Origin of the sequence: Bacillus sp. FSL R7-0646 (assembly GCF_037969865.1) — a bacterium.
Classification (GTDB): domain Bacteria; phylum Bacillota; class Bacilli; order Bacillales; family Bacillaceae; genus Bacillus; species Bacillus licheniformis.
Map to the genome: position 1 here is coordinate 1243615 of NZ_CP150217.1, position 20221 is coordinate 1263835.

The window sequence follows — 20221 nt, forward strand, 5'->3', positions numbered from 1 at the left end:
TTCATTATGGTCAAAATGAAATCGCTCTAGACGTTTGTAACGGAGTCTTCTCCGGCTGAGCCTACTTATCCGTGTTCGGTCAGCTGCTCAGAAGCCCATTCCACATTCGCCATTATCCGCTCCCAGCACCGCGGACTCTCTTTAAATGGGGAGAAATGTGTACTCTTCTTCTTCATCGCATGTTATTCATAATTTTATTATATATAAATTTTAAATGAAAGTCGACAACCCCGGGGAAAAGAAAACGAATACCGGGCTGAATAAAGTTGGCGCGGCATCGTTCGGTTCGATATAAAGAATGGCGAATGTTATACGTGTAAAACGTTTTAACATGTAAAACATTAACTTTCCTTTTAATGTGGTTACGCTTTAAAACAGAGAAGTGTATTTGTACATTTGGTAGAAAACCTGACAATCATAAATAGTTTGAATAAAAAAATAATTGAAAATTAATATTGCAATAAATTATTCTATTAATTATAATGAATTTGTTCACCTCGGTGTTACAGGTTTCTTACATAACAAATATTCAGAAAAGACGAAACAGAGGAAAAAGTATGGCAAGTGGGCCTATTACTTTTTTATGATAAATCTGAATGTTCAGGAGTAAGGAACTAAAAAAACAAGAAATTGGGGGGGTTTCTCTTTGAAAAAGCGTTTGTCATTTATCAGTTTAATGCTCATTTTCACACTCGTCCTCAGCGCCTGCGGCTTCGGCTCAAGCTCCGGTGACGGCGGTAAAAAAGACAGCAAAGGGAAAGACACATTAAATGTCAACATTAAAACAGAACCGTTTTCACTACATCCGGGACTCGCAAACGATTCGGTGTCTGCAAACGTGCTTCGTCAGACTTTTGAAGGATTGACGACCATCGGCAAAGACGGAAAGCCGGTTGAAGCGGCAGCCGAAAAAATCGAAGTCAGCGACGACCAGAAAACATACACATTCACGCTCCGCGACGCGAAATGGTCAAATGGAGATCCTGTAACAGCAGAGGATTTTGAATACGCATGGAAATGGGCGCTCGACCCTAAAAACGAGTCGCAATATGCGTATCAGCTTTACTACTTAAAAGGCGGAGAAGCGGCGAACACCGGCAAAGGGAAAATTGAAGATGTCGGCGTTAAAGCTGTTAATGATAAGACTTTAAAAGTCGAGCTTGAAAAACCGACACCGTATTTTACTGAACTGACGGCATTCTACACATATATGCCAGTCAATAAAAAGGTAGCAGAGAAGAATCCGAAATGGTACACAAACGCAGACGAGAACTACGTATCTAACGGACCTTTCAAAATGGCGAAATGGAAGCACGGCGGTAACATCGTGCTGGAGAAAAACGACCAGTACTGGGATAAAGACGCTGTTAAGCTGAAGAAAATCAATATGGCGATGGTCAACGATCCGAACACGGGTCTGAACATGTACAAAAAAGGCGAGCTTGACTTTGTAGGGCAGCCGCTTGATCAGATTTCAACGGACGCGATTCCAAGCCTGAAAAAAGAAGGCCTGCAAATTGATCCGTTCGCATCGGTTTACCTGTACAAATTCAACACTGAAGCGGCTCCGCTTAACAATGTCAACATTCGTAAAGCACTGACATACGCGATCAACCGCGAAGCGATCGTCAAAAACATCACACAAGCGGAACAGCTGCCTGCGATGGGATTAGTGCCGCCGGCGGTCCACGGCTTTGAATCCAACAAAGGCTATTTCAAAGACCATGATGTCGATAAGGCGAAAGAACACTTGGAAAAAGGCTTGAAAGAGCTCGGTTTGAAAAAAGCGTCAGACCTTCCGAAAATCACGCTTTCCTACAACACGGATGAAGCGCACCAAAAAATCGCTCAAGCCGTTCAGGAAATGTGGAACAAGGAACTGGGCGTAGATGTGGAATTAGGCAATGAAGAATGGAACGTTTACATCGATAAGCTCCATGCCGGAAACTATCAAATCGGCCGTTTAGGCTGGACCGCCGACTTTAACGACGGGATGAACTTCCTTGAAACATACCGCGACAAAGAAGGCGGAAACAATGATACGAACTGGGAAAACGCGAAGTATAAAGAGCTGCTGAATAAAGCATCAAGAGAAACTGATTCAGCGAAACGCATCGAGCTGATGAAAGAAGCGGAAAGCATCATCATGGATGAGCTGCCGGTCGCACCGATCTACTTCTACACAATGCCGTATCTTCATGATGAAAGCTTAAAAGACTTTGTTCTGACCGGTACAGGTGAGATCTATTTCAAAACCGCGCATTTTGAATAAAATTGCATGAAAGTATATGGGGCTTAGACTTTCCCCCCATATACTTTTATTTATGAAAAGAAGTTAATAGACTGAATATTCGGAGGTGTGTAAAATTGATTAAATATTTAGGCCGTCGTCTTGTTTATATGTTAATTTCTCTCTGGGTTATCGTAACAGCTACCTTCTTCCTGATGAGAGCGATACCGGGCGGACCCTTTTCAGGCGAGAGGAAACTTCCCCCTGCAATTGAAGCCAGTCTCAATTCCTACTATGGTTTAGACCAGCCTCTTTTTAAACAATATCTCGATTATTTAGTATCGGTAGCAAAGTGGGATTTCGGGCCGTCATTTAAATATAAGGGACAAACTGTGAACGACTTGATCAGCTCAGGGTTCCCGATTTCTTTTACACTCGGATTGGAAGCGATTTGCCTTGCGCTCGCTTTCGGCGTATTGTTCGGCGTGATCGCCGCGCTGAAGCGAAACAAGTGGCAGGACTACACAGCGATGATCATTGCGGTTGTCGGGATCTCTGTGCCGAACTTCATCATGGCCGCGCTTCTCCAATACGTGCTGGCAATGAAGCTGGGCATGTTTCCTGTCGCGCAATGGGAGTCATGGGGACATACTGTGCTTCCTGCAATCGCTGTTGCCTCGATGCCGATGGCGTTTATCGCCCGTTTGACGCGCTCCAGCATGCTTGAAGTGTTGAGCAGCGACTATATCCGCACGGCGCGTGCAAAAGGTTTGAGCACATCAGCCGTTACGTTTAAGCATGCGATACGAAATGCCATCATGCCGGTTGTTACATATATGGGCCCAATGGCGGCGTCCATTTTGACAGGAACGTTTGTCGTCGAAAAAGTCTTCGGTATACCAGGACTCGGCATGCACTTTGTCACAAGCATTACGAACCGAGACTATACGGTGATCATGGGCGTTACCGTCTTCTTCGGGGCAATCTTGCTGCTTTGCGTCTTGATTGTCGATCTTTTATACGGCTTAATTGATCCGCGCATTAAATTGTTTGGCGCTAAGAAAGGGGAGTAAGAGGATGCAGCAAATACCAAAAGACATGTTTGAACCTGCAGCTGTTGACCATAGCGAAGCCGAAAAGATCTCAAAGAAAAACCTTTCTTTTTGGACAGACGTATTCTTGAGATTTAAAGAAAACAAGCTGGCGCTGTTTGGACTGGTGGTTCTGATCCTGATCGCTCTGATGGCTATCTTCGCGCCGGTGTTCTCAAGCTTTCAATATGAAGAAACAGATTTAACGAATGCGAACCAGCCGCCAAGCGGTGAGCACTGGTTTGGAACAGATGACCTTGGAAGGGACGTATTCGTCCGTACATGGGTCGGCGCCCGCATCTCGCTGACAATCGGACTCGCTGCTGCGCTGATCGACGTTTTGATCGGTGTGATATGGGGTGCGATTTCCGGCATCAGAGGCGGACGTACGGATGAAATTATGATGAGAATAGCAGATATTTTATGGGCGATTCCTTCTTTATTAATGACCATCCTGCTGCTCGTTGTTATGGGAAAAGGCCTGATCACGATGATCGTGGCGATGGTTATTACGGGCTGGATCAACATGGCGAGAATCGTCCGGGGCCAAGTACTCCAGCTTAAAAATCAGGAGTTCGTACTCGCCTCAAGAACATTGGGAGCGAAAAACTCGCGCATTATCAGAAAGCACCTGCTGCCCAACATCATGAGCCCGATCTTGGTCACCATGACATTAACCGTTCCTACGGCTATTTTCTATGAGGCGTTTTTAAGCTACCTCGGCCTCGGGGTTCCGCAGCCGCTTGCAAGCTGGGGAACGATGGCAACAGACGGTGTTCAGGGATTGGAATACTACCCTTGGCGCCTGTTCTTCCCGGCTACTTTTATCTGTCTGACCATGTTTGCATTCAACGTTATCGGCGACGGACTGCGCGACGCTTTAGATCCGAAGCTGCGTAAATAAAGGAGTGAGAAAGATGAAACACTTACTTGAAGTGAAAGATTTAGCCATTTCTTTTAAAACATACGCCGGAGAAGTACAGGCGATCCGCGGCGTCAACTTTCATGTTGACAAAGGAGAGACGCTTGCGATCGTCGGTGAATCCGGATCAGGTAAAAGCGTCACTTCACAGGCAATTATGAAACTGATTCCGATGCCGCCGGGCTATTTTAAAAACGGACAAATCTTATTTGACGGACAAGACCTGGTTCCGAAAACGGAAAAAGAGATGCAGTCGATCAGGGGAAAAGAGATCGGCATGATCTTTCAGGATCCGATGACTTCTTTGAACCCTACAATGAAAGTCGGCCGCCAAATCACAGAAGTGCTGTTTAAGCATGAAAAAATCTCAAAAGAAGAGGCCAATAAGCGGGCGGTAGAGCTTCTCAGCCTTGTCGGAATTCCGATGCCTGAACGCCGCGTCAACCAGTATCCGCACGAATTCAGCGGCGGGATGCGGCAGCGCGTCGTCATCGCAATGGCGCTTGCGGCCAATCCAAAGCTTTTAATTGCGGACGAACCGACAACGGCTCTTGATGTGACGATTCAGGCGCAGATTTTAGAGCTGATGAAAGACCTGCAGAAAAAGATCGAGACATCCATCATTTTTATTACGCACGATCTCGGCGTTGTCGCGAACGTCGCCGACAGAGTCGCCGTCATGTACGCGGGACAGATTGTGGAGATCGGTACGGTCGACGAGATTTTCTACAATCCGAAGCATCCGTATACATGGGGGCTGCTGGCTTCAATGCCGAGCCTTGACAATGACGGTGATGAGGAATTAATGGCGATACCGGGCTCTCCGCCGGATTTGACCAATCCGCCGAAGGGCGATGCCTTTGCGTTAAGAAGCCCGTACGCAATGAAAATCGATTTTGAACAGGAGCCGCCGATGTTTAAAATATCTGATACACATTATGTGAAGTCATGGCTTTTGCATCCGGATGCTCCAAAAGTCGAGCCTCCGGCGGCTGTCAAAAGCAAGATGAAGGAGTTTAAAAATCAGTATGAAAAACCGGTTCAAGTGAAAGAAGGTGAATGACATGGCAGAAAAACTGCTCGAAATCAAGAATTTAAAACAGCACTTTTCAACGCCGAAAGGGATTGTAAAAGCTGTTGACGGAATCTCTTTTGACATTTACAAAGGGGAAACGCTCGGTCTTGTCGGAGAGTCCGGCTGCGGAAAGTCGACGACCGGCCGTTCGATCATTCGTTTGTATCAAGCGACTTCCGGAGAAGTCTTGTTTAAGGGAAAGAATGTCCACGACAAAAAGTCTGCCAAGGACCTTCTCGAATTCAACCGGAAGATGCAGATGATTTTTCAGGACCCGTATGCATCCTTGAATCCGCGGATGACGGTTGCCGACATCATCGCAGAAGGTATTGACATCCACGGTTTGGCCAAAACGAAAAAAGAACGGCTTGAGCGCGTTCATGAACTCCTCAATCTCGTCGGCTTAAATAAAGAACACGCGAACCGCTATCCGCACGAATTCTCCGGCGGACAGCGCCAGCGGATCGGAATCGCAAGGGCGCTTGCGGTCGAGCCGGAATTCATCATTGCCGATGAACCGATCTCCGCTCTGGACGTGTCCATTCAAGCGCAAGTCGTTAATTTAATGAAGGATTTACAAAAGGAAAGAGGGCTTACATACCTTTTCATCGCTCACGATCTGTCGATGGTCAAATATATCAGCGACAGGATCGGCGTCATGTATTTTGGGAAGCTTGTTGAATTGGCGCCGGCAGATGAACTGTATGAAAATCCGCTTCACCCGTATACACAATCATTGCTTTCCGCCATTCCGCTCCCTGATCCGGATTATGAGCGTACGCGCGTGCGGAAGACGTATGATCCAAGCGTCCACCAGCTGAAAGGCGACGAACAGATGGAGCTTCGCGAAGTAAAGCCCGGCCATTTCGTCATGTGTACAGAGGAAGAATTTAAAGCCTATCAAACCAAATAAACGAAGCAGGAAGACAGCCGTCACAAGGCTGTCTTTTTTTTATGCCGAACAACCGCCGGCAATTTTTCGAGAAAAAATTTGAAACCTTCGCGGGAGACAACCGTCTTAGTATATGTAGGTAACATGCTCAGCTTCACTGAAGCTCCTTTCTAAAAAGATTTTGTTTAAACTAAAAAGAAAGCGGGTATATCTAAAGTGTGAAATTAGAACATCCATAAGGAGCAAATCAATGAACTGGTATGAGAAGCTTAGCGAGTATTTCCCAATTGAAGAAATGAAATCAAAAGAGCACATGGAAGCATTGTTAAAGGAACAAAACGATATTTACCATAAAGAAGAAGGCCGTCATCATGTGTTGATGTACGCCGAATTCGACTCTTTTATTTTCATCGACTATTTATTCGTTTCTAAAGACGCGCGAGGACAGGGACTTGGTTCCAAGCTGATTGAGAAGCTGAAAAAGAAAAACAAACCGATCCTCCTCGAAGTCGAGCCCGTGGATGAAGATGATGCCGATACGGCGAAACGTCTTAAATTTTATCAAAAGGAAAACTTTAAACACGCTGAGTCGATTGGTTACCGTCGCCGGTCACTCGCAACCGGCAAAGTGAACAAAATGGAGATTTTGTATTGGTCTCCAAAATCAAACACAGAGAAAGAAGTATTTGACGCGATGAAAGAAACGTACGAAAAAATCCATACATACAAAGATGAGAAGTGGTATGGAGAATCTTATGAAGATGTGGATGACGTCCTTACGATTGTTGACGATCATAAACAAAAGAACATTTTCGATGAATTGAGCTAAATGAGAATAACAGATGGCATAAAAAAGCAAAAGTCGCTGGATTGTCAAAAAATTTCTGTTACAGACTGTTCACACTTACTTTTTTATAGTATAATACTCAATAAAGATTACTTTTTTAGATTTATTTCAATTTAAGAATACGCTAATTTCATTCTACTTTTTAAGGAGTGAAGCAATATGGTTACATTATATACATCCCCAAGCTGCACGTCTTGCAGAAAGGCGCGCGCATGGTTAGAAGAACATGATATTCCGTATACGGAAAGAAATATTTTTTCAGAGCCTTTATCAATTGATGAAATAAAAGAGATTTTACGAATGACGGAGGACGGAACAGACGAAATTATTTCAACCCGTTCCAAAGTGTTCCAAAAACTGAACGTCAACCTTGAAACAATGCCGCTTCAAGAGCTGTACCAGCTCATCAATGAACATCCGGGCCTTTTGCGCCGTCCGATCATCATTGACGAAAAGCGCCTGCAGGTTGGATACAACGAAGACGAAATCCGCCGCTTCCTGCCGCGCAAAGTGCGCACATTCCAGCTTCGTGAAGCGCAGCGTCTCGCAAACTAAAAGAAGGCTGAATTTTTCAGCCTTCTTTTTTTAATGCTTTTCACTCGTCTGTTCATAATAAATACTGGCTAGAATCACAAAAATCACCGTCAGGACGGGCAGCAGCATTTCGAGGGTGCTGTGCTGCGCCATAAAGGAAGACAACTCCTGCTCCCTGACGATCATTTCGCCGCCGGTATAAGCGAGCAGTCCGCTTCCCGCGTACATGAAGAGCGGAAACTTTGCAAGGGCCGCTTGAATCAGCCTGCTGCCCCAAATGATGACCGGGACGGAGACCATCAAGCCGACAACGACTAGCATCAGGCGTCCGTGCGAAGCTCCAGCGACCGCAATCACATTATCGAGCGACATGAACAAATCGGCAATCACGATGATACGGATCGCCTTAAATAAAGATGTCCCGCCTTTGACATGCTGGGCATCTTTTTTCTCAATCAAAAGCTGATATCCTAAGTACAAAAGGAAGATTCCTCCGATAAATTGCAGATAAGGAACCGCGAGCAGGTATACTGCTGCCATGGTTAGCGCGATTCTCATCATGATGGCGATCAATGTGCCGATGATGATCGCTTTTTGCCTTTGCCGGGGAGGCAAATGACGGCTTGCCATTGCAATCACAACAGCGTTGTCGCCGCCAAGTATGAGATCGATTCCGATGATCACAAGGAACGACATCAGTATATCGTGTTCCATCCACTGGCACCTCGCTTTGCCTTTGCATCGGGACTTGCTAAAAAGGCCCCCGCATTAATAGCTGCTGCTTGTACAACTAATATATGAAGCGGGCCGGAAAATATGTTAGCTTGACCTTGGAGGCGTTTTTATTTCTTTTCCGCCTTTTTTATCATAAAATAGAAAATAAAGATTGATCAGGGATAAGGTTAAGAAGTGGACGTAATGGGTAAAGTGTAGTAAAGTACAATTAATTGGGAGCTTAGTTATCCCTTCAACATCTTACAAAGAAGGGAAGGTTGGCAAATGGAAATCGAAAGAATAAACGAACACACGGTTAAGTTTTATATTTCCTACGGTGATATCGAAGACCGCGGGTTTGACAGAGAAGAAATTTGGTACAATCGAGAACGCAGTGAAGAGCTTTTTTGGGAAATGATGGACGAAGTGCACGAAGAAGAAGAGTTTGCCGTTGAAGGCCCCCTTTGGATTCAAGTGCAGGCCCTTGATAAGGGATTGGAAATCATTGTGACAAGAGCTCAGCTGTCCAAAGACGGACAAAAGCTGGAACTGCCGATTCCTGAAGATAAAAAACAGCATGTAGCAGAAGAAAGCCTTGATGCTTTGCTTGACGACTTTCAAAAAGAAGAGCAGGCAGAAGAGCAGAAACTGCAGTTTGTTTTAAAGTTTGACGATTTTGAGGATTTAATCTCACTGTCAAAAATGTCTATCAGCGGCTGCCAAACGACATTGTACTCTCACGAGAACCGCTATTATTTATTCGTGGATTTCAGTGAACTGCCCGATGAAGAGGTGGAAAACCAGCTGAGCATTCTGCTGGAGTATGCCTCAGAATCAAAGACGACGATTCATATGCTGAAAGAGTATGGAACACTGATTGCAGCGGATCATGCTCTTCATACAATAAAAAAGCACTTCGCATAAAAAAGCCGGTTTCTTTTGAAGCCGGCTTTAACTTTCTGGAACAAATATAACAAAGAGCTTCAATTCTCCACAACTTCCCTCCTCCCGTTCTACATCTTTCAAACGGCTCACCACTTTCAAAAGAAAACGATCATTTCGGCCCAAACCGAATAGGGTCAATCTGATCTATACACTTCCAGTTTCATTGATTAAGATGGATTGGTGTTATGACAAATTTTGAAAGGTGAGATTGATTTGATGCGAAAAAGTTTAAAATGGATCATGGCTGTCTTTATTGGTTTAACATGTTTTTGTGCCGCTTATTCTCAAACAGCCATGGCAGCCGTACATTCCAAGACTCCGGATATTCTCGGAACAACGGGTAAAAACAATTTGAATCAGGCCTATAAAAAATACTTTGATACAAAAGGCGATGGTAAAGGCGGATCGCTGTTTCATTATATGAAGGACGGTTCAGCTTACATCGCTTCGCCGACGGACGATAACCTGGGAAATGGCTACTACAGCGTCAAAACAGAGGGTATGAGTTACGGGATGATGATTACGCTGCAAATGAATGATGAGTATAAGTTCCAAAAGCTGTGGGATTTCGTCCGTAAATATATGCGCCATTCCGACAGAAACGACAGTTTGTACGGCTACCATAGCTGGCATATGAAAACGAACGGCTCAGACGTGCAAACCATTGATCAGAATGTTGCATCTGACGGCGAGGTCTGGTTTGCGGCAGCGCTCATGATGGCATCTGGCCGCTGGGGAGATAAAAAATACCCGTATGATTACAAAGAGCGGGCTCAAGACATGCTTGACGCTTTGGCCGGTGATGGAGAATACGCCAACACCGGTAAGGAATCGCGAGTGTTTATTAAAAACACCAAGGATCAGCGCTATGCGATGGTTCGATTCGGCCCTTATGTCAATTGGACGGACCCATCCTACCACGTTCCTGCTTTTTTCGAGTTGTTCGCTAAAAGCGCCAGAAGCAGCCAGCAGTATTTTTGGAAAGATGCAGCAAACAAATCTCGAACATACTTGTCAGAAACAACGTTTAAAAGCGTGTTAAATAACGGATCAACCGTCACCAATGCGGCCACAGGACTGTTTCCCGACGAAGCCGGCTTTGACGGCGTAAGCGATTCGGCTCATTCCTCAACGGAAACAGACCGAAATTTCAGCTATGATGCTTGGCGGACGGTGTCTCATATCGCTATGGATCATACACTTTGGTCCTCGGCAGATAACGCATATCGCGCCAGCGAGCAAAAAGCGGTTAACAAGTTCTTGACGTTTATGAAACGGGAAAACTATGGGAGAACGGCCCATGAATATACGCTGAATGGGACGGCCGTCAAAAAAGGAAGCCCGGTTGGCCTGATCGCCGCCAATGCGGGCGGCGCGACTGCAGCAAGCGATGCATCATTAAGGACGGGATTTGCCAATGCGTTTAACAGCACATATATTCCAGAAGATTATTACGGATCATGTCTTTACATGCTGAACAGCCTTGTGGCAAACGGCAAATTTGCGATGTACCTTCCTTAAAAAATGTAATATCAAATTGAAAGACTGACCCTTCTCTGCGGAGAGGGGTTTTTAATTGGTCAGAAGTTGATCCCGTAATTATCCTTTAACAAAAATTACATCTCTATTTGAGGAAGACTTTTTGTGAACTTTATGAACAAAAAGAATATTATGCAGTTAAACTGTGCACGAAAAGTCGAGGAAGCTATAATGAAAGCGATTACAATGAAGGGGGAGCACAACATGACAAAGAGGGGTAGATGTTACGGCTTTACAATTTTGCTTGTGTTTGCGCTGATTTTGGGAGGATGCGGCGGAAACACGGCTTCAAATAAAGCCGCGAACGAAAAAGACTTTAAACCTTCGAAAGCAATTGAGGTCGTTGCGCCTGCCGGAGCCGGCGGGGGATGGGATACAACGGCCAGAACGATCTCGAAAATTATGGGTGAAGAAAAATTGATTGAAAAGATGGCTGTCGTCAATAAACCGGGCGGCGGGGGAGGGTCGGGATGGTCGTATGTCCACCGCAAAAAAGGTGATAACCATACGTTGTTTGTTACATCTCCGCCGATTTTGTTCGTGCCTTTAAACGGACAATCCCAGTACGGTCACAATGATTTTACGCCGATCGCAAGCGTGATTGCCGACTACGGAGCGTTTGTTGTTCATAAAGATTCGCCTTATCAGTCGATGACAGATCTTGTGGATGCGCTGAAAAAAGATCCGAAAAAAGCCTCTATTGTAGGGACGTCTTCTCCGGGAAGCATGGACCACATGCAATTTGTCAGCGCTGTTCAAAAGGCTGGCGTTGATGCGAAAGAGCTGAAATACATTACGGCGCAAGACGGCGCCGGGATGAGCATGCTGCTCGGTAAAAAAGCCGACGTCTACTCGACGGGTGTCGGTGAAGCGGCCGAACAGGCGCGAGCCGGAAAAGTCAGAGTGCTGGCCATCACCGCTCCCGAACGCATGAAAGGAGATACGGTCAAAGATTTTCCGACCTTAAAAGAGCAGGGAATCGATGATGAATTTACGGTCTGGAGAGGATTTATGGGACCTCCGGGGATGAGCGAGTCCGCCGTAAAATATTATGAAGAAAAAATCAAAGAGATGATGGAAAAAGACAGCTGGAAATCGATTCGGGACAGCTATGGATGGACGGATAAGTTTATGGGCCATCAAGAATTCAAAGACTATCTTGACGCTCAATATAAAGAAATGGAAGCGCTCCTTGATGATATCGGATTGGGTGGCAAATAAAATGGTCTCCGCGCGGTTGCCGGCACGGGAAAGCCTTAAAAGCTTTGCCCGGCACAGCCGGCGACCGGCAAGCTGAAATCGAGAAAGGCTGGTGTAAACCATGAGAATCACAAACCGGGCCGTTTCTGTCATCATTTTGGCTGTGGCAGCCATTTACCTGGCGCTCAGCTTTAATTTAGACAGCTATCCGTACGCGGTGATCGATGCGGACGTGCTGCCGAAAAGTTTAGGCATATTGCTTCTCATTTTGGGTGTATTTCTGTTTTTTGAAAAAGATCAAAAAGATACAACGGTGAAAAAGCTGTTTCAGCTGAAGAAAAAAGACGTCAAGGTCATGATGCTCTGTGTCGCTTCTCTGTTGATCTACATTTCGATTTTGGAATTCATCGGATTTTTGCTTTCTACGGTAATGCTGCTGATCGTTTTGCCCGCGGTGTTGGGATATCGAAATTGGACAACGGCTGCGCTCGTTTCACTGATTTTCAGCGGCACAATTTATTTTTCATTCAACTATGTGCTCAACATCATGCTTCCGCAGGGGGTTATGCCTTTTTAATCGAACATAAGGAGGAAAGTGCATGTTAGATAGTATATTATACGGATTTCAGGTGGCGCTGACTCCGCAGAATATCATGTTCGCTTTTATCGGGGTGCTGATCGGGACGGTTATCGGGATGCTGCCCGGGCTTGGGCCGATCACTGCGATTGCCATTATGATCCCGTTAAGTTACGGAATGGACCCGGCCTCCGCGTTAATTTTGATGGCGGGTGTCTATTACGGAGCGGTCTTTGGCGGTTCGACGTCATCGATTCTGTTAAATGCCCCCGGAGTAGCGGGCACTGTCGCGACATCGTTTGACGGCTATCCGATGGCAAAGCAGGGGAAAGCGGGAAAAGCCCTTGCCATCGCTGCAATTTGCTCTTTCGCAGGCGGAACGATCACCGTAGTTGCGCTGATGCTCGTCGCACCGACAATGGCAAACATTGCGGTGACATTTGGGCCGACAGAATATTTTGCATTGATGATGCTCGGCTTGGTGGCAATTTCAAGCCTTTCCGAAGGATCGACAGTCAAGGCGCTGATTTCTGCGACATTGGGCTTTATGACCGCTACCATCGGGATTGATCCGCAGACGGGGACCGAACGGTTTACATTCGGTGCGGCAAGCCTTCTGGAAGGCATCGATTTTCTGATCGTGGCTCTCGGTTTGTTTGCACTTGCTGAAGTTGCGTTCTTGATCAAGACGCGGAACAAGCCGATGACGGAAGGAGCGTCTCAGGTCGGCAGCCTGAAGGTGACGAAAAGCGAAATGAAAGAGATTTCGGGACCGATCGCAAGGCATTCGGTCATCGGATTTTTGCTCGGCATCCTGCCCGGTGCAGGGGCGACAATTGCATCATTTATTTCTTATATTACAGAGAAGAGAATCTCAAAACATCCTGAAACGTTTGGCAAGGGAAATATCAAAGGGGTCGCAGCACCTGAGACTTCGAACAATGCGGCAACGAGCGGCGCATTCGTACCCCTTCTGACACTCGGGATTCCCGGATCAGGAACAACGGCCGTCCTGCTCGGCGCCCTTTTGGTCGTCGGCGTTCAGCCGGGACCGCTCATGCTGACGGATCATCCCGACGTGTTCTGGGGCGTGATCGCAAGCATGTATATCGGCAATTTATTTCTGTTGATTTTAAATTTGCCGTTAATTCCTTTCTTGTCAAAAATTCTTCTGATTCCGAAGCAGCTTTTAATTTCGCTCATATTTGTTTTCTGCCTGATCGGCGTCTATGCTGTGACATTTAATGTCGTACATCTTTATATTCTGGTGTTCTTCGGAATCCTCGGGTATTTTATGAGAGTGCTGTCTTTTCCGGCGGCTCCGTTTATTTTAGCTTTTATTCTCGGAAGTTTGATGGAAGAATCGTTTAGACAAGCGATGACGCTGTCATCAGGAAGCCTGTCCGTGTTTTTTGAAAGTCCCGTCACAATCGGTTTATTGATTACGGCTCTTTTGTCGCTCATCGTACCACCGATTTCCCGGGCAATGAAGAACAAAAATAAAAAGTCGATCGATTTGGAAGGCTGAGCTTTTGATGTCCGGAACGCTACGTTTCCGGACTTTCATTTTTCACAGGCTTGTAGCGGCGTTCGGGACGTCCGACGGTTCCATAGAAAAGTTCTGTTTTTACATGCTTTTCCGCAGCTAAAAATTCTAAATAGCGCCTTGCGGTCGTCCGGCTGACACCGATGGTGCGCCCGAGATTTTCAGCGGTGATGCCATCGCTGTTTTCGCTTTTGTTTAAAACGCCGGCTACTTTTTTCAGCGTCAGGCCGTCGATTCCTTTCGGATAATCGGCTTCAGCGGTTTGTTTTTCTTTCATGATGCTTCGCCTTTTTGCCATCAAGCTGTCAACGTCTGTCTGATCGATTGAAGACATTTCATTTACCTTGAGCCGGTAGGACCGATAGTTTAACAGCGTTTCTTTCAGCCTGGAAAACGTAATCGGCTTGATCAAATAATCGACGGCTCCCGCGCGAATCGCCTGTTCGACATACTCAACTTCTTTCGCCGCCGTAATCATCATGACGTCTGTATGTCTGAGCTTTTGTCTGATCAGCCAGAGAAGCTCCATGCCTGAGCCGTCCGGCAGAAAAATGTCGAGCAGGACAAGGTCGGGCTTCACGTCCGGAAGCAAATCCTTTGCATCTTGAAAATTTTCTGCGATTCCAATAACAGAAAATCCTTCAATTTTGCTGATCAGTTTTTGATGTATGTCAGCGTTCCTGATGTCATCCTCCACGATAAACACTTGTAATGCTTTCATAGGTCAGTCCCCCAGCGTTTCTCTATTTTGGTATCACGACAGTAAACAATGCTCCGCCAAGGTCGCTTTTATCCGCTTTGATTTGTCCGTTTAACGCATTGACGGCTTCTTTGACTAAAAAGAGGCCGAGACCGCGGTGATTAGCCGCTTTTGTCGAATAAAACTTTTGAAAGATCCGCTCCTGTTCCCCCTCGGGAATACCGTCTCCCGAGTCTTCGACTTCAATTAAGATGTGATCTCCCCCGTCTGACAAGAAGACAAGGATGCTGCGGTCTTTTTTGTGGGAAACGGCGTCAAAAGCATTCTCAATCAAATTTCCTAAAATCGTAATGAATTTGCCTTTGTCCATTTCGTCCGGCAAAGCGTCCAATTTTGAGCTTTCATCGATTTCCAGGTTGATGTGCAGCTCTTTTGCACGGTTGACCTTTCCCAGCAGCAACCCGGAAAGAAGCGGATCAGGAATCGAATGGATGAGAAATCGCAGCATTTCCTGATGGCTTTTGTTCTCTTTTTGGATCAATTCGAGCGCTTCAGAATAGCTTTCCAGCTGGATCAGTCCCGCGATTGTGTTCAGCTTGTTTGAATATTCGTGGGTCTGGGCTCTCAGACCTTCCGCGTATTGCGAAGTTTGCGCCAGCTTTTTGGAGAGTTCGTCAATGTCCGTCTTTCTCCTGAAGCTTGCAACGGCCCCGCGGATTTTTTCGTTTTCGAAAATCGGCACTCTGTTGACGATTAATTCTTCATTTCCGATCGTTAATTCCTGATCTTTTTGCGCCGTTTTCGTTTTCAGTACTTCGGGGAGCAGCGTATCTGGAAGAAGCTCGGAAATCGGTTTGCCGAGCCACTGATCTTCGCTTTCGACGCGAAGGAGCTCACACGCTTTTCTATTCAAGAGCGTGATTTCTTCATGTTTGTTGATGGCGATCAAGGCCTCGTGCACAGATTCTGTAATCGCCTGTTTTTCAGTATATAATTGATTAATTTCATAAGGTTCAAGACCGAAAATGGACTTTTTGACATTGCGGGAAATATAGACGGCTCCCAAAACCCCCATCAGCACGACAAATCCTAATAAAAATATTAATTTTGTCTGATATTGAGAGACGATATCCTGAATATTTTCTTTTAAAAAACCGACTGAGATGATTCCGACGATTTTGCCGTTTTCATTAAGGATCGGGGCTTTGCCCCTGATGGCTGGGCCAAGCGTGCCGACGGCTTCCGAAATATATGCTTCCCCTTTTTCAAGAGCGCGCTGATTGTCTCCGCCGACCATCGGTTTGCCGATTTTTCCCGGGTCCGGATGAGCATAGCGAATCGCATCCGCCGAGCCGATCACAATGTATTGCGCACCGGACTGCTTTCTCGCGTTTTCTGCAATTGGCTGAAGGATTCGGGACGGATCGTCCGTTTCAAAGGCTTCCTGGACGGAAGGCATCTGGGCGAGCGTTTTCGCCATATCGAGCGCTCTGGCTTGAATTTGTGTTTTTAACGAATTTTCTAAAATGATTAAATAGAGGCCGCTCATAACAGAAAGCAAGATGAATAGCAGGGTGAGAATCAGCAATGTAAGCTTGGTGGTCAGCTTCCGTTTGATGTCAAAAACTCCTTTTCTAAAAATTTCGAGTTCTATAATACTACTTTATATAAAATCAGCCTGAATTTGAAGCGTTTTCAAAAAAAGGAAAGCTTCCGCGCATGTTGAATACTTGATCAAACAGGAAGGAGAGAGACAATATGTTCAGTGCAATGATCGATCAAGAAGAGATCATCTGTCTTGCCGACGGATACAAAACCGAAGATCTCAAGCGATTGAGAAAAAGACATGCATTTTACTGTCCGGTTTGCCGGTGTGAACTCGACCTGAAAGTCGGTGCCGTCAAGCTCCCGCACTTCGCTCATAAGCCGGGTGCAGCATGTCCGGTGCAACATGAACCGGAGAGCTCCTATCACCTGAAAGGAAAACGGCTGTTGTACGAATGGCTCGGCAGACAAGGCTTCCGCCCGGTGCTTGAACCGTATTTGCAAGAGATCAGACAAAGGCCCGATTTGCTTCTGGAATACGGAACCCGCCAGGTTGCAGTTGAATTTCAATGTGCGAATCTCGATGCGGCAGCGTACCGAAAAAGAACGGACGGCTTTCTCAAACTGGGAATCGAGCCGTTGTGGATTCTGGGCGGTAACCGGGTAAGACGCTTGGCGAGGAGTTTTTTTCAGCTTTCAGGGTTTCACTGGCAGTTCGCTCAGAAAAGGGATAAGCCTCCTAAGCTCCTGTTTTTTTGCCCCGAACAAAAGGCTTTCATCATCCTCGAACACTTGATTCCCTTTCAAACAAACAAAACATCCGCATCCTTGCGTTTTCTCCCACTTGCTGAAGCAGGCTGGCATGATTTAACCGCATGGGAAAACTGTTCGCCTCTCCAGCTTAAAGGTTGGAAAGAAAACATCCGCAGCTTTCGAATGTCGACCGTGCGTTTTTTATCAAAAGAAGCGAAGCAGATGGCCGCGCTCTTTTATGAAAAGTTCCGGCTCCCGCTCCCTTTTTTCCCCTCAGAAGTCTTTCTCCCGGTGCCGTCAGGCTATATTTTTGCCCACCCGGTTTATGTGTGGCAAGGGCACCTTTTCTTATTTATAACGAAGCATGATACGTTTCGCCTGCAGTCTGCGGTTCATTATATGGACTGGCTCGTCAAGGGCAAAAGGCTGAAGCTGAGATGGAGCGGGCAGCAAACGGCTGCTGATGCCGTTTGTGAATACATTTGTTTTTTGCATAAAAAAGGATTTTTAGAGAGGAAAGAGGAATTTTATTATTCCGCGGGTCCTGTTGCTCCGGAGCCGCGGCTGGAGGCGCTGTTAAAAAGGGATGAACATTATTTTTCCGAATGATTATCAAGCCTTTCGTTCAACCTAAAGAAAGGAAGGTGGTGTCCGGGCTGTTTCAGATCAAAAGATATGTATTTTATTTTTTAACGGCGGGATTTTGCGTCTTTTTTTTCGCATATGATTTGACAAAAGACGGTGAAAAAACAGAAGATAAACACAATACAAGTTTATTGGACAACAATGGACTTGGAGTAAAGAAAGCGAGGGGATTGACAGTGGCTGAAGAAAAAAAATCGAAGAAACTGCCTTCAAGAGAAGAGGTGAAGCAAGAAGACACGTGGAGACTTGAGGATATCTTCCCGTCAGATGATGCTTGGAGCGAGGAATTTCAAGCCGTTAAAGAACTGCTGCCCAAGCTTTCCGAATTCAAGGGCAGGCTCGGCCATTCCGCCGATGATCTATATGAAGCGCTGACTTATCAGGATAAGGTGATGGAGCGTCTCGGGAAGCTGTATACTTACGCTCACATGCGCTATGATCAGGATACTGGAAATTCTTTTTACCAAGGTCTCAATGATAAAGCGGCCAACCTCTATACCCAGGCTGCGAGCGCGACGGCCTACATGGTGCCGGAAATACTATCGATTCAAGAAGAAAAGCTTCAGCAGTTCCTGCTGGAAAAAGAGGAGTTAAAGCTTTACTCGCATGCTCTCGAAGAAATCAATAAAGAGCGTCCTCACGTACTGAGCGAGGAGGAGGAAGGAATTTTGGCCGAAGCGTCTGATGTTCTTTCATCTTCTTCCAACACGTTCGGCATGCTGAATAACGCCGATATGGAATTTCCGGAGATCACCGATGAAAATGGAGAAAAGGTACAGCTCACACACGGCAATTATGTCACCTTTTTGGAAAGCGAGAACCGCGATGTCCGCCGCGCGGCATTCAAGGCGGTTTACGAAACATACGGCCGCTTTAAAAACACGCTCGCTTCCACGCTCAGCGGAGCTGTGAAAAAAGACAACTTTTATGCGAAGGTTAAACATTATAAATCGGCGCGGGAAGCTGCTTTGTCGCGAAACAGCATTCCTGAAGAAGTCTATGACAATCTTGTCAGCACGATCAACAAGCATCTCCCGCTTCTTCACCGCTATGTTGAACTTAGAAAAAAAGTGCTTGAGCTTGATGAAGTACACATGTATGACCTGTATACTCCGCTGGTAAAGGACTCTGGAATGAAAGTTACCTACGAGCAGGCCAAGGACTATATGCTAAAAGGTTTGACGCCTTTAGGGGAAGAATATTCATCCATCCTGAAAGAAGGCTTGAACAACCGCTGGGTCGATGTGTATGAAAACAAAGGAAAACGCAGCGGCGCTTATTCTTCAGGAACTTACGGAACAAATCCGTATATTTTGATGAACTGGCAGGACAACGTCAATAATTTGTTTACGCTCGTCCATGAATTCGGCCATTCCGTGCACAGCTACTATACGAGAAAATATCAGCCTTACCCGTACGGAAACTACAGCATTTTCGTAGCCGAAGTAGCTTCTACGACGAATGAAGCACTTTTGGGAGAATACTTGCTGAATACAATCGACGATGAAAAACAGCGGCTCTACATTTTGAATCATATGCTTGAAGGCTTCAAAGGAACGGTTTTCAGACAGACGATGTTTGCCGAATTTGAACATGAGATCCATAGCAAAGCCCAGGAAGGGGAACCGCTGACACCTGAGCTGTTAACGAGCATCTACTATGATTTGAATAAGAAATATTTCGGTGACAATATTGAGATTGATAAGGAAATCGGTCTTGAGTGGTCAAGAATACCGCATTTCTATTACAATTATTATGTGTATCAGTATGCGACAGGCTTCAGTGCAGCCCAGGCACTCAGTCAGCAGATTTTAAAAGAAGGCAAATCGGCTGTTGACCGCTATATTGAGTTCTTGAAAGCTGGAAGCTCGGATTATCCGATTGAAGTGCTGAAAAAAGCCGGCGTCGATATGACGTCTTCAGAGCCGATCGAAGCTGCGTGCAAAAAGTTTGAAGAGCAGCTGAACGAAATGGAAGAACTTTTGCAAAAAGTCAATCATTCATAATAGGCGAGTATATAGAAGAGGCTGCCGGTCATACCGGCAGCCTTGTTCGCGATGAGGTCAAAAACCTTTAAATGTTTTGCGGTGGTTGAGGCGGTTGAGCGTAAAAAGGATTGATATAAATAAGAGAGGGGACGTAATATAAAGGGGAAACATATTCATCAAACCTAAAATATTCAAGACGAAAAAAAATAATATTGATGCAAGTCCTAAAATGATCTGAAGCATAAAAACCCTCCTAAGGACCGATAAAATTTCACAGGGGGAGACGAGGCGCAAAAAGGCAGCAAAACCGGGCGCCAGTTCGCATAAATCGCGGTATGGCAACGTGCGGCGGGCTCGTTTTCTTTGTTACTTTGATCATATGATGGACATCTATTTTTTATGTTTTTGTGACAAAAATGTGAAAACTAATGAAATCAGTTGTCAAAACTCGACATGATTTGATATTATAAAGATGTGA

General features: G+C 45.7%; 18 protein-coding genes, 1 pseudogene and 1 other annotated feature (1 of these 20 cut by a window edge). Of the genes and pseudogenes, 15 read left to right on the forward strand and 4 right to left on the reverse strand.

Going from position 1 to position 20221, the window contains the following annotated elements; all coding sequences use genetic code 11:
- Positions 1 to 185, reverse strand: a binding site (T-box leader) (it extends 37 nt beyond the left edge of the window).
- A 461-nt stretch (positions 186 to 646) separates the two neighbouring features.
- From MKY62_RS06190 to spxA, 7 genes are all read left to right on the forward strand, one after another.
- Complete coding sequence (locus MKY62_RS06190) at positions 647 to 2272, forward strand: peptide ABC transporter substrate-binding protein (RefSeq protein ID WP_003180610.1); 1626 nt, start codon at positions 647 to 649, stop codon at positions 2270 to 2272.
- A gap of 95 nt (positions 2273 to 2367) precedes the next feature.
- A complete protein-coding gene (locus MKY62_RS06195) occupies positions 2368 to 3303 on the forward strand; it encodes an ABC transporter permease (protein ID WP_003180611.1) in 936 nt (311 codons plus the stop codon).
- 4 nt (positions 3304 to 3307) lie between these two features.
- A complete protein-coding gene (locus tag MKY62_RS06200) occupies positions 3308 to 4225 on the forward strand; it encodes an ABC transporter permease (protein WP_003180613.1) in 918 nt (305 codons plus the stop codon).
- A gap of 4 nt (positions 4226 to 4229) precedes the next feature.
- The gene (locus MKY62_RS06205) at positions 4230 to 5306 is read left to right on the forward strand and encodes an ABC transporter ATP-binding protein (RefSeq protein WP_151025719.1); all 1077 of its coding nucleotides are present in this window, start codon (positions 4230 to 4232) and stop codon (positions 5304 to 5306) included.
- 1 nt (position 5307) lies between these two features.
- On the forward strand, positions 5308 to 6231 hold the full coding sequence (locus MKY62_RS06210) for an ATP-binding cassette domain-containing protein (RefSeq protein ID WP_003180617.1): 924 nt from the start codon (positions 5308 to 5310) through the stop codon (positions 6229 to 6231).
- A gap of 229 nt (positions 6232 to 6460) precedes the next feature.
- Entirely contained in the window at positions 6461 to 7039 is a 579-nt protein-coding gene (locus MKY62_RS06215) for a GNAT family N-acetyltransferase (RefSeq protein WP_003180619.1), read from the forward strand.
- Positions 7040 to 7216: 177 nt separating this feature from the next.
- On the forward strand, positions 7217 to 7612 hold the full coding sequence (spxA, locus tag MKY62_RS06220) for a transcriptional regulator SpxA (protein ID WP_003180621.1): 396 nt from the start codon (positions 7217 to 7219) through the stop codon (positions 7610 to 7612).
- A gap of 30 nt (positions 7613 to 7642) precedes the next feature.
- Here the strand turns inward: spxA and MKY62_RS06225 are convergent, their stop codons facing one another.
- Positions 7643 to 8305: a TerC family protein gene (locus MKY62_RS06225; RefSeq protein WP_339613993.1), complete on the reverse strand. Its 663-nt coding sequence runs from the start codon at positions 8303 to 8305 to the stop codon at positions 7643 to 7645.
- A 175-nt stretch (positions 8306 to 8480) separates the two neighbouring features.
- Here MKY62_RS06225 and MKY62_RS06230 point away from each other — a divergent pair.
- The 6 genes and pseudogenes from MKY62_RS06230 (at position 8481) to MKY62_RS06255 (ending at position 14094) form a co-directional block, all read left to right on the forward strand.
- Positions 8481 to 8609: pseudogene (locus MKY62_RS06230) on the forward strand (hypothetical protein).
- Entirely contained in the window at positions 8591 to 9229 is a 639-nt protein-coding gene (mecA, locus tag MKY62_RS06235; protein WP_003180627.1) for an adaptor protein MecA, read from the forward strand. The pseudogene MKY62_RS06230 and the gene mecA overlap by 19 nt, the downstream one beginning before the upstream one ends.
- A 237-nt stretch (positions 9230 to 9466) precedes the next feature.
- Complete coding sequence (locus MKY62_RS06240) at positions 9467 to 10771, forward strand: glycosyl hydrolase family 8 (RefSeq protein ID WP_003180630.1); 1305 nt, start codon at positions 9467 to 9469, stop codon at positions 10769 to 10771.
- Between the two features lie 123 nt (positions 10772 to 10894).
- Positions 10895 to 12010: a tripartite tricarboxylate transporter substrate binding protein gene (locus MKY62_RS06245; RefSeq protein ID WP_080989013.1), complete on the forward strand. Its 1116-nt coding sequence runs from the start codon at positions 10895 to 10897 to the stop codon at positions 12008 to 12010.
- A 100-nt stretch (positions 12011 to 12110) separates the two neighbouring features.
- The gene (locus MKY62_RS06250) at positions 12111 to 12566 is read left to right on the forward strand and encodes a tripartite tricarboxylate transporter TctB family protein (protein WP_003180634.1); all 456 of its coding nucleotides are present in this window, start codon (positions 12111 to 12113) and stop codon (positions 12564 to 12566) included.
- Positions 12567 to 12588: 22 nt separating this feature from the next.
- Positions 12589 to 14094, forward strand: coding sequence for a tripartite tricarboxylate transporter permease (locus MKY62_RS06255; RefSeq protein WP_003180636.1), 1506 nt, complete (start codon positions 12589 to 12591; stop codon positions 14092 to 14094).
- Positions 14095 to 14113: 19 nt separating this feature from the next.
- Here the strand turns inward: MKY62_RS06255 and MKY62_RS06260 are convergent, their stop codons facing one another.
- Positions 14114 to 14833: a response regulator gene (locus MKY62_RS06260; protein ID WP_003180638.1), complete on the reverse strand. Its 720-nt coding sequence runs from the start codon at positions 14831 to 14833 to the stop codon at positions 14114 to 14116.
- Between the two features lie 22 nt (positions 14834 to 14855).
- On the reverse strand, positions 14856 to 16400 hold the full coding sequence (locus MKY62_RS06265; RefSeq protein ID WP_003180641.1) for a sensor histidine kinase: 1545 nt from the start codon (positions 16398 to 16400) through the stop codon (positions 14856 to 14858).
- A gap of 170 nt (positions 16401 to 16570) precedes the next feature.
- Between MKY62_RS06265 and MKY62_RS06270 the strand changes: the two genes are divergently transcribed.
- Entirely contained in the window at positions 16571 to 17719 is a 1149-nt protein-coding gene (locus MKY62_RS06270) for a competence protein CoiA family protein (protein WP_003180643.1), read from the forward strand.
- Between the two features lie 212 nt (positions 17720 to 17931).
- Positions 17932 to 19761, forward strand: a complete 1830-nt coding sequence (gene pepF, locus MKY62_RS06275; protein ID WP_023856662.1) for an oligoendopeptidase F — start codon at positions 17932 to 17934, stop codon at positions 19759 to 19761.
- 57 nt (positions 19762 to 19818) lie between these two features.
- Here pepF and MKY62_RS06280 read toward each other — a convergent pair whose 3' ends face one another.
- Positions 19819 to 19986 (reverse strand): hypothetical protein, encoded by a 168-nt coding sequence (locus MKY62_RS06280; protein ID WP_003180648.1) that lies wholly within the window; start codon positions 19984 to 19986, stop codon positions 19819 to 19821.
- Between the last annotated feature and the right edge of the window lie 235 nt (positions 19987 to 20221).